We start from the raw sequence: 13,283 nt of genomic DNA, 5'->3' as shown, positions 1-13,283 counted from the left end.
GCTTTAATTAATCCGAAGGATTTAAGGTGTGAGATAATCTCACAGCCTAAATCTCCTGTCTTATATCTAAACTTTTTACCAGATGTAAACACGTGTAGAATCTGGCTTATACATGGCATCGCCAGGCTCAATATTGAAAGCTTCATAGAAGCCATCTAAGTTTACCAGCGGTCCGGTAGCGCGATACATGCCCGGAGAGTGCGGATCGGTCATGATCTGGTTGCGAAGCGCTTCGTCTTTGTACTTGCTGCGCCAGATGGTGGCCCATGAGATAAAGAAACGCTGTTCCGGAGTAAAGCCCTGAATTTCCTCAGGGTATCCATTGTCTTCCAGGTAAAGCTTAAGGCCATCGTAAGCAGCGGCTACACCACCGAGGTCGCCAATATTCTCCCCAAGCGTAAACTCTCCGTTCACAAATACACTGTCAAGTGGCTCATAAGTGTCGTACTGAGCAGCCAGTGCTCCTGTGCGCTCCTCAAACTGTGCATAGTCCTCTTCAGTCCACCAGTTTCTCATGTTGCCTTCACCATCGTAGCGACTTCCGTTATCATCAAAACCATGTGAAATTTCATGGCCGATTACGGCACCAATACCGCCAAAATTAACAGCAGGATCAGCCTCGAAGTTATAGAAAGGTGGCTGTAGAATGCCTGCAGGGAATACAATTTCGTTATAAGTTGGGCTGTAGTAAGCATTTACGGTTTGGGGAGTCATAAACCATTCCTCTTTATCTACCGGTTCGCCTAACTTATCCAGGTTGTCTTTTACGCCATAACGGCTGGCGGCCATAATGTTCTCGATGTAGGATGATTCCCCTACTTCAAGGTCTTCATAAGTTTCCCATTTGTCCGGGTAGCCAATCTTTACATTAAACTTGCTTAGTTTGTCCTGAGCTTTTGCTTTGGTGTCGGCCGACATCCATTCAAGGCTGTCGATGCGGTTAGAGAAGGCTTCCTTAATGTATTCTACCATTTCCTCGGCTTGCTTCTTCGCTTCAGGAGGGAAGGTTTCATCTACGTAAAGTTTACCAACGGCAAAGCCAACAGCATTATTGGTGCTGGAAAGAGAGCGCTCCCAGCGGGGCTTCATTTCTTCCGTTCCCTGCAGTACTTTTCCGTAGAATTCGAAATTGCGGTTTACAATTTCATTATTCAGGTAAGCAGCAGCATCGTTAACCACATTCCACTTCAGGTAATCTTTAATAGTGGAAAGATCGGTATCAGCGATAATCTCATTTACCTCTTTAAAGAAATCCGGCTGACCAACAATTACGCTGTCCACTTCGCCTTCTACACCCAATTCATTAAAATAGGCGGTCCAGTTAAAGTTTGGTGTGTGCTGATCCAGCGCTTCGAGGTCGAACTTATTGTAGGTTTTAATAGGGTTTCTACGCTCAACATTATCCATGGAAGCTTTGGCAAGGCGAGTTTCCAGCTCCATAATCTCTTCGGCCGATTCTTCTGCTTCCTCTTCGCTATAACCTATGTAGTCTAGCATATCGGTGATAAAGGCTACATATTTCTCCTTTATTTCTTCCGACTTGCTGTCTTCTTTTACATAATAGTCGCGGTTAGGCAGGCCTAAGCCCCCTTGTCCGATGTGCATGGCCATTTGGTCGCTAAACTTGCGATCGGTCGTTACATAGCTGCCAAAGAAAGGGCTTACTCCCTTAAGTTTAAGTTCTGCCAGCTGGCTGCGGAGTTCTTCTTTATTCGAGATGGCATCAATCTCTTCCAATAGAGGCTGAAGCGGCTTTACGCCTACTTCTTCAGCCAGGGCAGAGTCCATGGCTATCTGGTAGAAGGTGAATGCCTTCATTTCGTCGCTGCCTGCTTCATACTTGCCACTCTCGCGGGCATTGTTGAGTACTTCGAGCAGAATTTCATTATTGCGGTCGCGCAACTCATTAAAGGATGACCAGCGCCCTTCATCGGCCGGAACTTCTGTTCTTTCCAGCCAACCGCCATTGGCAAAGCGGTAAAAATCTTCTGCAGGGCTAACGGTGGTGTCCATATCGGCCAGGTTAATGCCTGCAGGTTCATTTTCTGTTGCTTCTTCTGATAGTTTGCTTTGGCAGGCACCGGCACTAAGCACAGTAGCCAGCGCCAGAGCGCTCCATTTAAGTTTCTTCATATAAAAAGGGAATTTCTGTTTGCGGAAATATAGAAATAAATTTTTCTTTTTGCCCGTCTTTTTTGATAAGCGGTAGCAAGTTTCGGAATAAAAACAGGGGAGGAAAACGGGGTTTAGTTTGGTTTCATTCTTTTGTGCAAAGCTTAAAAAGCCATAAAACGTTCCCTAATGGATATTTAGGTGTCATATTAACACATCTGCTAAAGCATTTCTCGTGCTGGTGAAAAGGATTAACATGTTATCTTTACTTGAGGCAGCTGGCCTGGGCTTTGGTTTGAAAGAGATGAAATGCCTGCCCCCTTAGCCTTTCTGTTAAGGGGCGTTTGATGTATTTTCCGATACTAATCATCTGAAAATTAAAAATATATAATATAAAATTTGGATTTTTGTAAAAAAATGGTTATAATATAAGTGATGGCTATAACTGTGGCCGGTAAAGGAATTACGGAAGGAGAAATGAGGAATAATAGGCGTGTTCTGCCTGTCATTACTTCTTTTTTTATACCAGATTGGAATGTAGGTGCCATCCACAGAAAGAGAGGCTGTACAAAAGGATCTCCTGCTTGTGTAGGAGAATGGTTAAATTAAAAAGAATATTATGCTTTATACAAGAAAAGAAACAGAGGATTACAATTCAATGGCAGAAAAGATTATTCAATATGCAGAAAAATCGGGTTTTGAGGAAATAAAAGCAGATTTCACAGGCTACGACAGCCCTGCTTCGCTTACAATGGTAAATCAGGAAATTAAGCTTACGCCGGACTTTTCTGCCAAAAGAGGTGAAAAGAAATATTATTTCGAGTTAGTAGTGAAAAACGAAGATGAAAAGGACCGCGAAATGTTAGTAAGCAAGTGGAAGGCGCTGGAATCTATTGCCAGGATGAAGGGCGGTAAGCTGCAGTTATTTGTACCACGCGGGAGCTACAAGTATGCGTCTGAACTGGTGAAAGACCACCACATTGAGGCACAGCTAACGCGCCTGAATAAAATTTAAAGTTCACCAGAACTTCTCCGGTCAGTGTGCATTTGCGGAAAGTGGTTCTGCTGCTTTTGATTGCTACTGCTACACCGGCCCTCTCTCAACTCTTCTACTTTACTATTTTTCTGGGAATATCAAGCGGAAGGCGGGTAAGGAGCTCGTAGTTAAGCTGACTACTCATTTCGCTGAAAGAGGCTACCGTTACTTCCTGTCGCCCCTGCTTACCTACCATTACTACTTCTTCTCCTTTTTGAATATCCGGCAGTTCGTTAATGTCGATAATGGCCAGGTTCATATTTACTACACCAATTACATGCATGCGTCGCCCTCTAACCAGGACCCTTCCAAGGTTGCTGAGAGAGCGGGCAAAGCCATAAGCATACCCAACCGGAATAGTGGCAATATGCATATCACGTGGCGCCTGATAAGAGGTGCCATAGCCGATAAACTCACCCATCTTTACTTTTTTAGTGTTCATTATGTGGGATTTCCACCTAATGAGGCGTTTTAATGGATCTTTGCCTTTATGTTCCTGTTGCCGTAGCTGGTAAATATAGGTTTCTTCATTAGGCCAGAAGCCGTATAGCATAATGCCAACACGCACCATGTCGAAGGTGGTTTCCGGAAAGTTAATAGCGGCGGCAGAGCAGGCGGTATGACGTAGTTTTGGCTGGAGCCCTTCATTGCAGAAGCGATCGTACAAAACATGGTACTTCGCAATTTGCTGCTCTACACGCAGGTAATTTGCCACGCTCTCAGCCCCTGCAAAGTGGGTGCACAACCCCTGTAGCTGCAGGTATTCTTTATTCTCCCTGAGCAGGTCGAAGAGTAGTGGCAGCACATTCTCTTCAAAACCGGTTCGGTTCATACCTGTTTCTACCTCTATGTGAATGATGGCCTTTTTGCCTGCTGCCTTAGCAGTTTCAATGGCGGCAAGGAGCCGGTCCATTTCAAATACATAAAACTCAATATTGTTTTCAATAGCCCAGGACAGCTCTTCATTGGCAATGTAGCCGATGATCATAATCGTGCTCTTGTGCCTGATGCTCTGCTGTACCCGCCTTGCCTCGGAAGAGCTGAAGACTGAAAAATGGCGGATACCGGCTGCTTCTGCCATTTCAACAACCTGTTCAATGCCATGGCCGTAAGCGTTGCCTTTACAAACGGCCGATAGGGTGGTGCCTTCCGGTAGCCTGCTGCGCACGTATGATACATTGTTGCGCATGGCTGATTTACTGAGCTCTATATAAGAGGTGTGCAAGGATTTTTAGTTTTTCGTTTTACTTCAATTCTTTTTTTCATGGGCAGACTGCACCTCACGGATAATTCCGGTGAAAAGTTGTAGTCCTTTTCCGATAATCGCGTCCGGAAAATCATAATCCGGATGGTGAAGTGGAGCCTGCTTTTCTCCTGCTCCGAGTCCCACAAAAGTGGTCGGGCAACTTTTGTGGTAGTGCCCAAAGTCTTCTGACCAGCGGAAAGGTTCTTTGAGCAAAGTATTTTGCAGGCCGGTAGATTCAATGGCCTTACGTACATACGCAAGGGGCTCAGCCTGGTTTACTGTAGCCGGAAAATCTTCCAGGTAGTTACATTCACAGGAGAGCTTTTCCGCTTTGCAATACTTCTCAATAATTTCATGGGCCCTCTGGCTCAACAGTACCATGTCCTCTTCATGAATTGTACGAAGCGTAGCACCAAATTCGGCATAGCCTGCAGAGGTTCCGTACGCTTTTTCGCCCAGCCGGGCGTAGACAGGAGTTACCAGAACAAGGTCTTTCCAGGTATTCTTTTGCTCAGGCAGGGCCTGTAATTCAAGCATTATATTTGCCAGCGCTTTGGCGGGATTTCGGCCTTTTTCCGGCTCTGCCGCATGAGAGGTACAGCCTTTTAACCGGAGAGATAAGCCTTTAGAGGCAGCGCAAAAGTGACCTTCTTTCCAGTAAATTTCGCCTGCTGCCTTGCCCGGGATATTGTGGAGGCCGAATAGCCAGTCTGGTTTTATTTCTTTCCACTTTTTATCCTTAATCACCGCGGCAGCGCCCTGCCCGGTTTCCTCGGCAGGCTGGAACAGGAGTACCACCTTTCCTTTTTGCGGTGGATGGGCCTGGATCCATCGGCCAAGACCTGCGAGAATGGCCATATGCCCGTCATGCCCACACTTATGCGATACCCCTTCTGTAGAAGAGGCGTAGTGGAGATCTGTTTTTTCATGAATAGGAAGGGCATCCAGTTCGCAGCGGAATCCGATTGAAGGGCCGGGGGAATCGCTTTCATAGACAAAAGCCAGTCCGTGACCTCCCAGCTTTTGTACGATTTGGGTGGGATTGGTACCCTTTAGAAAAGATTTAATTATCTGGGCAGTCGAGGCTTCCTCTCCGGAGAGAGAAGGATGTTTGTGCAAGCGGTGACGGAGTTCTACCAGTTCATCCAGATCGACCTCCTGCCATTTTGATTCAGACATAACAGAAGTTTTAATTATTCTAATCAGAAAGGTAGCCAATTGTTCTCCATTGGCTGGCACAGGTTAAAATAAGGAGGCAGAAGGTATGTTATAATTGTGTGGGATTTTGTGCTTTTAAGGGGAAGCTCTTAGCTTTATGGCATGGAACAAGGTAAGGAAACCTTTATTGCGCAGCGCTTTCAGCGCCTGTCGAATTTGTTTTACCTGATGGTAGGGCTTCCGTTGCTGTGCTTTGGGTGGGTGTATTTAAACCTGCAAGGCCTTTCGACACCAGCTTTATTTGACCATCCGGTGTATGCATGGTTCTGGCATGTGCCGGCAGTGCTCCTTATAGTGGGGCTAACGGCAGGGGCATATATCCTGTACAGGGGCAGGCTTAAAAATTACTTTTCGGCAGCAGGTAAAGAACCTTCCCTGCAGCGCCTGGAGAACAGGGTAGAGGTGTTTTACGAATTATCCCTGCGTAAATATCTTATGCTGACCGTAGCTGTACTGTTAGCGGTGCTGAGCCTTTACCTTTCCGGGCATAAAGGTTACGCTGCCATTTATGGAATACTGCTCCTCATTTTTTCCGTTTCCCGCCCAACAGCCCGGGGTCTTAACCGGGACCTAAAGCTAAATAAGGAGGAACGACTAATTGTGCATGAGGCCTTGAAGCAGTTAAGATAAAAGCTGTGCCAGCCCAAACTTTGGACTGGCACAGAAAAAAATAGGTTCTACAAAATAATACCGAAGCTAAAGGCGTGCAGTTCAGGTCCTTTTCCAGTGTAAAACAATTCGTTCAGGTCGTAATTGGCAAAGAGGTCTACTCCTTTTACGCCTAGCTGCAGGCGTACTCCATAGCGCCAGTTATTGAGGTAAAAGTCATCGCGGTCTTTATCTTTTTCTGTATCATCGCCAACTTCAAATTTGTATTTGGTATGGCTGGCAATTCTATAGCCGGCATATCCTCCAAGGCCAATTCTAAAAGAGTCATCATCGTAATCGCGTACCCGTAACATTCCGCCATCGCTGTCGCGTACCATTTTGGTTTTGTACCCGAAGTGGAGCATGGGAACTGCGTTTACATTAAGGTAGGCAGCGGTAAGCTTGCTTTTCTGTGCATCAATTTCAGGCTCAGGGTCGATATAGAAGTTGACGCCCTCTTCAGTTTCCTCCAGTCGGGTGCGGTCATCGGCGAACTTGAAGTTGTACCAGTCGACCCCTGCTCCCCATTGAAGTGCCAGCGGACCGGCAATGTGCGTACGGAAATTAGAGTTAATACCCACAAACCATGAACCCCAGGGACGAACAGCATAGATGGCATTGTCGGCGGCAGGAAAATCACCTTCAGGACTAAGATAGTTGTTCATTCCCAGGTCGAAGTTGATGAAGTGCCGGGTGCCGAAGTACCGCTCATCGTTTCTGCTTTCCTGTTTTTCCTCCTCTTCGTCTTTCTCATCGTCGTCATCTTCATCGCCAAAGCTAAACTCGAAGTGGTAACGCTTCTTTTCTTCTGTGCTATCCGCTTCGTGCGCATACCATTCGTCATCCTCTTCCTGGCCGGCAACCTCTATCTGGTATTCTTTACCGCTTTCATCTGTTATAATGATCAACTGTTCGAGCTGGCCTAAGCTGTCAACTGTTTTGTTTAGGTCGCGGATCATCTGGTTAAAGTCGTAGTTCTGGAGGCTCTCCAGGTCTTCTTTACTATCTACCCATATGATGATTTTCTTGGTTTTGCCAATTTGAATGGTAATGGTATCGGCCGGTGCCGGGGGTAACTGAATGGCGCCTGCGGCAGCCGGCATCAGGTACAGCAGTGCCAGGGCAAGTATACTTGCAAAAACTTTTTTCATGACGATAAAATTAAATGTTGTGGTTTCTTTTCTTAATTAGGACTGCTAAGCCTGTCGAGGCTCAGGAGTTCATTTTTAGCTTCGCGCAGGTCGGCAAGGTTGTTATTACTCGTTACCTTTTTGAAAAAACCAAGGAGCTTACGGGCAGATAGTTCTTTTTCTCCCGAAGATGTTCCTTCTTCCTCTATGCTGGCGACAGCCATTACCTCTTCAGCAGGCGTATAGCGGATAATAATTTCTTCCGGTGCGGATTCGGGACTTTCAATTACTGGCTGAGCGTTTGCTTCTGCCAGACTTTCTATTTGTAAAGGCTTTGGTTCCAGTTGCAGGTCCGGTAGCTTATCTTTAGCGGCCGCTGTATGGCTGACGGAAGCAGCCAGTGGGTCTGCCTGCTGGAGGGTGCCCTTTTCCTTCTTTTTAGTGTCTGCTTTCGACTTTGTTGCCACTGGGGCCGGTTTTTCTTTTTCTATTTCAGCAATAGCTGGAATGGCTTTAGTGAAAGTCTCCTTTATAATTTCCTCTTTTTGTGCTTCAGGGGTTGTGCCGGTAAGAGGAGTTTCTTCCTTTTCTTCGGTAGCAAGTTGTTGGGCCTGGTTAAATGGCTGACTCAGCTCCATCGCTCCCCATATTCCAAAAACTAAGAGGAGGCAGGCCGCAATGCCGGAAAGATAATGCCAGGCTTTGCGCTTCTGCTTGTGATGCAGGTTCTGCTCAAGCTGCTGCCATGCCTGAGAAGAAGGAGTAGCTTCGAAGGTTTCGAGCTTCTGCCGGAATAAACGGTCCAAATCTTTATCTTCCATGACTATATAGCTTGTTTCTCTATTAATTTATTATGCCGGGCCAGCTGCTGCTGTAAAAGGCTCCGTGCCCGACTCAGTTGCGACTTGGAGGTGCTTTCGCTAATCTCCAGCTTTTCGGCTATTTCTTTATGAGAAAAACCTTCAATGGCATAGAGGTTAAAAATGGTGCGGTAACCATCTGGCAGCCGCTGAATCATCGCCATTAAATCTTCTGTCTGCAAATTCTGCTCAGCATTTTCGAAGCTCACTTCCAGACTAGCTTCTTCAGCATCTACCATCATAAAAGTATGCTTGTGCTGTCGCAGGTAGGTGAGCGATTCATTAACCATAATCCGGCGCATCCAGCCCTCAAAACTCCCTTCACCACTAAACTGATCGATTCTTTCGAAAATCTTCAAAAAACCTCCTGTCATCACCGATTCTGCTTCGCTGCGGTCTTTCACATATCGCAGGCAAAGTCCCAGCATCTTCGGCGCCCATTGCTGGTAAAGTTCGCGTTGCGACCTGGAGTCGTTTTCGCGGCAACCCCTGAGGAGGGTTTCTTCTTTGCCAGATTTACGGATGCTGAATTTCATGCTTTGGTGAACGTTTGTACCTGATAGATGCAGCTCGGCCACGGGAGGTTGCATGGGCTTAAAAAAAATAACCAGGCCTAATACAAAAATAGATGGAAATAATTAGACATCAGCTATTTATGATGATACTAATTGTTGGATAAAAATAAAAAAGCTGCCTTTAAAAGCAGCTGAAGAAGGAAGGAAGCATCAATAGCTTTAATACTCCCGGAAGTTGAATGATAATTAATAAGCCGCAGCGTAGTTAATGTCGATCTCTATTCTAGTGATTTCTCCTTCCTTTACAGTAACTGGATTGATGTTCCCTTCTCCATCGAAAGAATTGGCAAACAGGCCCTGCTCTTCTTTTACAAATACAGAATAGCGGCCAGGAGGGAGGCCTACCACAAATTCTCCTTTTTTATTGGTTTCCACTGTTTGCACCAGCTTACTTTCGATATCGTGAAAAAAGGTTCCTTCCGAGGTAGCTTCATCCATGGTGGTGAGTTCATATATGTGCAGTACCCGTTGTACAGGCTTTCCCTGCTTTTTATTTTGCTCTTCTTCAGGATTTTCGCTGATAGTAGGCATGAAGTTACCTTCTAACCAGCGCACCTGTCCTGCCAATCCTTGTTCGGGCATATCTTCACAGCTCTTTGTTACTGCCAGCAGCAGTGCAGCCATGATCATCAGTAGTTTCATAGTTGTTTTTTGGTAGAATACGCTATTTTATGGCTTCCAAGTTACAGAGATTTCTGAAAAAGAAAAGGCAGCCCCGAAGAGATGCCTTTTCAACAACAACAGTAAACACAACAACTACCAAGAACTTTCCAATTTTAACACGCAAACGCAGATAGGAAGCGGGGCTCACTTAATTTTTAGCTACACTTCTTGGTGATAGCTCATATATATTATCGGCGATATCGTACAGGTTTTTATGTTCCTGATTAGTGAGCAGGATAATCATGAGCCCATTCTGTTTATAGTTTCTTACCAGTCCTTCATAATTTTCTGTAGAGCCATGGTGTAAGTGTAACTGAATATCGTCGCCCTCCCAATCGCAGCGCCCCAGGGGCGACTGGATGTTATCTCCTTCCATAGCTTCTTCGGATAATAACTGCATAGACTCTTTTGAGATGATTTCAAAGTTATCGAGTTGGGAAAACCATTTTTACATGCCTCTGGCAGAGGAACAGATCGTGGTGACTTCCACTTCATAGTCGTCTACCTCAAATTTACCATTAAAGGGAATGGCCATGAGGCTGGTGTCCCTGTAGGGATAGCTTTCCTTTATTACTATTCCTTCTATTTCAAATGGGCGGAGTAATTTCTGCTCCACATAATCCTGAAAGCTTTGTTCTGAAACAATTTCCACTATCCTCATCAGTAAAAACGGATTGTAATTAGAATACAGGTAATCCGTTCCGGGTTGGAACTCAAGCTTTTTTAGGTCAGAAAGATTCTGAACAATCTCATCTTCCCTGGCTACCTGATTATTTTCGAAATAGGAGTCCCATTTGATGCGAGGCAGGCCGCTGGAGTATTGCAGTAAGTTTCTGATAGTAATTTTATCGGCCCAGGCCGGAAGGTGAGGCATGAACAAGGATAATGTATCATCGGGTGTAAGAAGCCCTGCCTCTTTTAGCTGCATTATAGCTACTCCAGGAAACTCCTTATAAATGGAGCCTATTGCAAAATGGTGCTCAGGAGTAAGAAGGTGGTTTCTTGCTCCATCTGCATAGCCGAAGGATTTTTCATAAAGCACCGTATCATTCTGCATCACCAGAACATTACCGTTTAGCTGACCTTTTTCATGAAGGCGGCTAAGGTAGGCGTCAATATCCTGTGCCTGATTACAACTGAGCAGGAGCATAACCATAGAAATCAAACTAATGATCATTTTCATTGTGGTATAGGTTTAGTGTTATTCATTCGGTTTCTGCCTGCTCCATTCTTTTTACAATATCCTGTAAAAAGAATTACCTTTTATAAGGAATGGAGGAGAGGCTTCTTTTAGCTTCAATCAGTTTTAATCCAGCTTGTCCACATCTGCACCACCACTCTTGTTGATGCGGGTTTGGGGGTTCCCGGTATAGCTGGTCTGGCTTCCGCCGCTGGCATTTACCTCCAGCCGCTGTCCGGGGGTCACCTTGGCTTCGCTGGAGCCACTCTGGTTTATGGTTGCTTCCCGAACGGGAAATTCTAAGGCCTTTAAGGTGGAACTTCCTGAAAGATCGGCTTCTAACATTTCGCCCCTCCCGCGCAGTTCCAGCTCACTGCTTCCGCTCATATCGACGGATAGCTGATCTATTTTTCCTTCCAGCCATACTTCGGAAGAGCCGGATTGGTCGACAGTCATCTGTGGCGCCTTCCAGCTTTCCAGCCGGGCTTCACTGGAGCCCCCCATGTCGAGTTCTCTCAATTCTGGCAGGCTAATGAAAATTCGGACCTTTCCGTTATTTGAGTCGAAAAAGGACATGGAATTTTTAAAGCTGATACTGTTTCCGTTCTGCTCAAACTCCACCGTATTTACGGCATCCTCATCTCCTGCCAAGCGTACGCTGTAATTGGGTGACTGTGTAAAAATTACCTCATAGTCATCGCCCACCGACACTTCCTGGAAATCCCGGGCATTGATTTCGCGAATAAAATCTCCTCCGGCTCCTTCGTAGGTTTCCTGTCCTCTCCATTCCTCATTGCCGGAATGCTGGCGCCACTCTTCCTCTCTTTCAGGGCAGTCGAGGCAAATCAGTTCCTCATCTTCATTAAAAACAAAAGTGGGATTTCCTCTGAGATCGCTCACGTTAAGGCCGGCAGGAGTAAGCGTGTAGGATAAAATTCTGCGCAGGCTGTAATCCATTTTAAATTTCTGCCCCACGGGCATGTAAAGGGTTATATCTAGTTCCTGAGCACGATAAGGAACTTCATCCGGTAACTCGAGGTGATGACTGAGCAGGAGGGTATCGCCCTGCTGGTCTACCTCGTAGCGCGTTTGTTTGGCCATAGCAAGGGCGGCATTTTCTGTACGACCTCTGGCGTAGAAGCGCTGAGTCATTCTTAACTCATTTCCCGATCCTGCCTTGATGGTTAAATCCACATCGTCCGCATCCATATTATCTTCATTTTGCAGCACCAGGAACATGGCTTCAGTACTGTCGGCCATAAAGGTGGTTTCTGTTTCATAATAATTGCGCTCTTTAAAGTCGGCCACCAAAGCCGGAATGGTAACAGCAAGTGTAATAAGGCTGATGACCCAAAGGGCAAAGATGATCCAGGAGGCAGCAGTGTTGAGGAGCCAGCGCTTGGCAATAATCGCAATCCCCAGTAAGATGGCGGCCAGTCCCGGAATAAAAAGAGAGATAAAACCGGCCACCAGTGTAATGGTAGGGACTGTTTCGCTGGCAATCATGGCCGGGAAGCGGAGGTCGAATAAGTCGAGATACACCTCAGGGAAAAAGCCACCGGCAAAGCTAAAGCCTGCAATAAGCGAAAGGAGAAAGAAAAAGCCCATCAGGATAAGGGCAACGCCTGCTATAACCCGGATGGCATCGCCCAGGAACTTAATCAGCGGACTCAGGGACCTGCCGGCGCCCGAAAAGATGGCTGACAGGAGGCGGAAGGGGAAAAGCAGTACTTTAACCACTGCATTTTCCTCACCCTCCTTTACATTTAAATTTTTTTTTATGTTATGTTCGATATTCGAAAGCGTAACCGGCTCTCCCTGCATTTGCATACGGTCGGTAAGGGTAATGGCCTCCGGGGTAATCACCCAGAGGACCAGATAGGCAATAAGGCCGGTGCCTCCAAGGAATATCAGCAGGATAAATAAAATGCGGATGAGGGTAGGGTCTACGCCAAAGTAAGCTGCCAGTCCGCTGGCCACACCGCCAATTACTTTATCGTCGGGGTTGCGGAACATTTTCTTCATTTTCCGGTCTTCCGCCAGGTCGAAGCGCTCCGGTACCACAATCCAGAGGATGATATAGCCAATGAGCAGGGCAGAGCTGAAGGAGAAAGAAATGAAGAGGTCCAGCAGGATGATGAGAAAAAGCAGGCGGATCCAGAAGGCATCGATGCGAAAATAGTGCGCAATGCCCGCGGCTACACCGCCAATAATTTTGCGACTGCCATCGCGGTACAGTCTGCGGCTTCCTGCAGTAGCAGTGGCGCTTGCTGCACCGGCTCCTGTACTTCCGGAGCCGGTGTAGGTGTGTTCGTAACTGTGGTTGTAGGTGGTTTCTTCCGGCTCTTCGATGGCCTCAAAATCACGAACATTCCCCATTTGTAAAATCAGGCTGTCCACGTCCAGGGCAGTAATTACCTGCTTGTGAGGGTTAAGCTTGGTCAGGAATATTTCTGCCACGCGGTTTTCGATGTCGGCCGCTATTTCACCGGTATCGTCGTAGGTGGCAAAGTAGCGTTTAATCTCATCCAGGTAACGCTTAAGGCGGTCGTAGCCATCTTCCTCGATGTTAAATATGATGCCGCTGATATTAATGCTTATGTTCTTTTTCATAG

12 protein-coding genes are annotated in these 13,283 nt (G+C 46.3%); 2 read left to right on the top strand and 10 right to left on the bottom strand.

Features of this window, described 5'->3' with window-relative positions; all coding sequences use genetic code 11:
• Positions 1-75 precede the first annotated feature (75 nt).
• Positions 76-2,133 carry a M13 family metallopeptidase gene (locus F752_RS0110010; protein WP_017731597.1) on the bottom strand — a complete coding sequence of 686 codons (2,058 nt, stop codon included), beginning with the start codon at positions 2,131-2,133 and terminating at the stop codon, positions 76-78.
• Positions 2,134-2,731: 598 nt separating this feature from the next.
• On the opposite strand from F752_RS0110010, the gene F752_RS0110000 reads away from it, so the two are divergent.
• Positions 2,732-3,127 (top strand): hypothetical protein, encoded by a 396-nt coding sequence (locus tag F752_RS0110000; RefSeq protein WP_017731594.1) that lies wholly within the window; start codon positions 2,732-2,734, stop codon positions 3,125-3,127.
• A gap of 94 nt (positions 3,128-3,221) precedes the next feature.
• Here the strand turns inward: F752_RS0110000 and alr are convergent, their stop codons facing one another.
• Together alr and F752_RS0109990 are read right to left on the bottom strand one after the other, a co-directional pair.
• Positions 3,222-4,373, bottom strand: a complete 1,152-nt coding sequence (alr, locus tag F752_RS0109995) for an alanine racemase (RefSeq protein ID WP_017731593.1) — start codon at positions 4,371-4,373, stop codon at positions 3,222-3,224.
• A gap of 24 nt (positions 4,374-4,397) precedes the next feature.
• Positions 4,398-5,573 (bottom strand): amidohydrolase, encoded by a 1,176-nt coding sequence (locus F752_RS0109990; RefSeq protein WP_017731592.1) that lies wholly within the window; start codon positions 5,571-5,573, stop codon positions 4,398-4,400.
• A gap of 141 nt (positions 5,574-5,714) precedes the next feature.
• Here F752_RS0109990 and F752_RS0109985 point away from each other — a divergent pair, with 141 nt between their 5' ends.
• Positions 5,715-6,242, top strand: a complete 528-nt coding sequence (locus F752_RS0109985; RefSeq protein WP_017731591.1) for a hypothetical protein — start codon at positions 5,715-5,717, stop codon at positions 6,240-6,242.
• A gap of 47 nt (positions 6,243-6,289) precedes the next feature.
• On the opposite strand, the gene F752_RS0109980 is transcribed toward F752_RS0109985, so the two are convergent.
• The 7 genes from F752_RS0109980 to F752_RS0109950 all read right to left on the bottom strand — a co-directional run bounded on the left by F752_RS0109980 (position 6,290) and on the right by F752_RS0109950 (position 13,281).
• Positions 6,290-7,411: a hypothetical protein gene (locus F752_RS0109980; RefSeq protein WP_017731590.1), complete on the bottom strand. Its 1,122-nt coding sequence runs from the start codon at positions 7,409-7,411 to the stop codon at positions 6,290-6,292.
• A 32-nt stretch (positions 7,412-7,443) separates the two neighbouring features.
• Complete coding sequence (locus tag F752_RS0109975; protein ID WP_017731589.1) at positions 7,444-8,211, bottom strand: hypothetical protein; 768 nt, start codon at positions 8,209-8,211, stop codon at positions 7,444-7,446.
• 2 nt (positions 8,212-8,213) lie between these two features.
• Complete coding sequence (locus tag F752_RS0109970; RefSeq protein ID WP_017731588.1) at positions 8,214-8,786, bottom strand: RNA polymerase sigma factor; 573 nt, start codon at positions 8,784-8,786, stop codon at positions 8,214-8,216.
• A 225-nt stretch (positions 8,787-9,011) separates the two neighbouring features.
• The gene (locus F752_RS0109965) at positions 9,012-9,467 is read right to left on the bottom strand and encodes a carboxypeptidase-like regulatory domain-containing protein (RefSeq protein WP_152425094.1); all 456 of its coding nucleotides are present in this window, start codon (positions 9,465-9,467) and stop codon (positions 9,012-9,014) included.
• 169 nt (positions 9,468-9,636) lie between these two features.
• A complete protein-coding gene (locus F752_RS0109960; RefSeq protein WP_017731586.1) occupies positions 9,637-9,888 on the bottom strand; it encodes a hypothetical protein in 252 nt (83 codons plus the stop codon).
• A 48-nt stretch (positions 9,889-9,936) separates the two neighbouring features.
• The gene (locus F752_RS0109955; protein ID WP_017731585.1) at positions 9,937-10,671 is read right to left on the bottom strand and encodes a serine hydrolase domain-containing protein; all 735 of its coding nucleotides are present in this window, start codon (positions 10,669-10,671) and stop codon (positions 9,937-9,939) included.
• A 123-nt stretch (positions 10,672-10,794) separates the two neighbouring features.
• Complete coding sequence (locus tag F752_RS0109950) at positions 10,795-13,281, bottom strand: PspC domain-containing protein (protein WP_017731584.1); 2,487 nt, start codon at positions 13,279-13,281, stop codon at positions 10,795-10,797.
• Between the last annotated feature and the right edge of the window lie 2 nt (positions 13,282-13,283).

Origin of the sequence: Nafulsella turpanensis ZLM-10 (assembly GCF_000346615.1) — a bacterium.
In the GTDB taxonomy this organism is placed as follows: domain Bacteria; phylum Bacteroidota; class Bacteroidia; order Cytophagales; family Cyclobacteriaceae; genus Nafulsella; species Nafulsella turpanensis.
This window is presented reverse-complemented; position numbering and strand designations above follow the sequence as displayed.

What these genes read in the sequence shown, in the direction of transcription:
- F752_RS0109980 (WP_017731590.1), bottom strand. Translation starts at nt 7,411, where the DNA reads ATGAAAAAAGTTTTTGCAAGTATACTTGCCCTGGCACTGCTGTACCTG.
- F752_RS0110010 (WP_017731597.1), bottom strand. Translation starts at nt 2,133, where the DNA reads ATGAAGAAACTTAAATGGAGCGCTCTGGCGCTGGCTACTGTGCTTAGT.
- F752_RS0109960 (WP_017731586.1), bottom strand. Translation starts at nt 9,888, where the DNA reads ATGCAGTTATTATCCGAAGAAGCTATGGAAGGAGATAACATCCAGTCG.
- F752_RS0109975 (WP_017731589.1), bottom strand. Translation starts at nt 8,211, where the DNA reads ATGGAAGATAAAGATTTGGACCGTTTATTCCGGCAGAAGCTCGAAACC.
- F752_RS0109970 (WP_017731588.1), bottom strand. Translation starts at nt 8,786, where the DNA reads ATGAAATTCAGCATCCGTAAATCTGGCAAAGAAGAAACCCTCCTCAGG.
- F752_RS0109955 (WP_017731585.1), bottom strand. Translation starts at nt 10,671, where the DNA reads ATGAAAATGATCATTAGTTTGATTTCTATGGTTATGCTCCTGCTCAGT.
- F752_RS0110000 (WP_017731594.1), top strand. Translation starts at nt 2,732, where the DNA reads ATGCTTTATACAAGAAAAGAAACAGAGGATTACAATTCAATGGCAGAA.
- F752_RS0109965 (WP_152425094.1), bottom strand. Translation starts at nt 9,467, where the DNA reads ATGAAACTACTGATGATCATGGCTGCACTGCTGCTGGCAGTAACAAAG.
- F752_RS0109985 (WP_017731591.1), top strand. Translation starts at nt 5,715, where the DNA reads ATGGAACAAGGTAAGGAAACCTTTATTGCGCAGCGCTTTCAGCGCCTG.
- F752_RS0109990 (WP_017731592.1), bottom strand. Translation starts at nt 5,573, where the DNA reads ATGTCTGAATCAAAATGGCAGGAGGTCGATCTGGATGAACTGGTAGAA.
- F752_RS0109950 (WP_017731584.1), bottom strand. Translation starts at nt 13,281, where the DNA reads ATGAAAAAGAACATAAGCATTAATATCAGCGGCATCATATTTAACATC.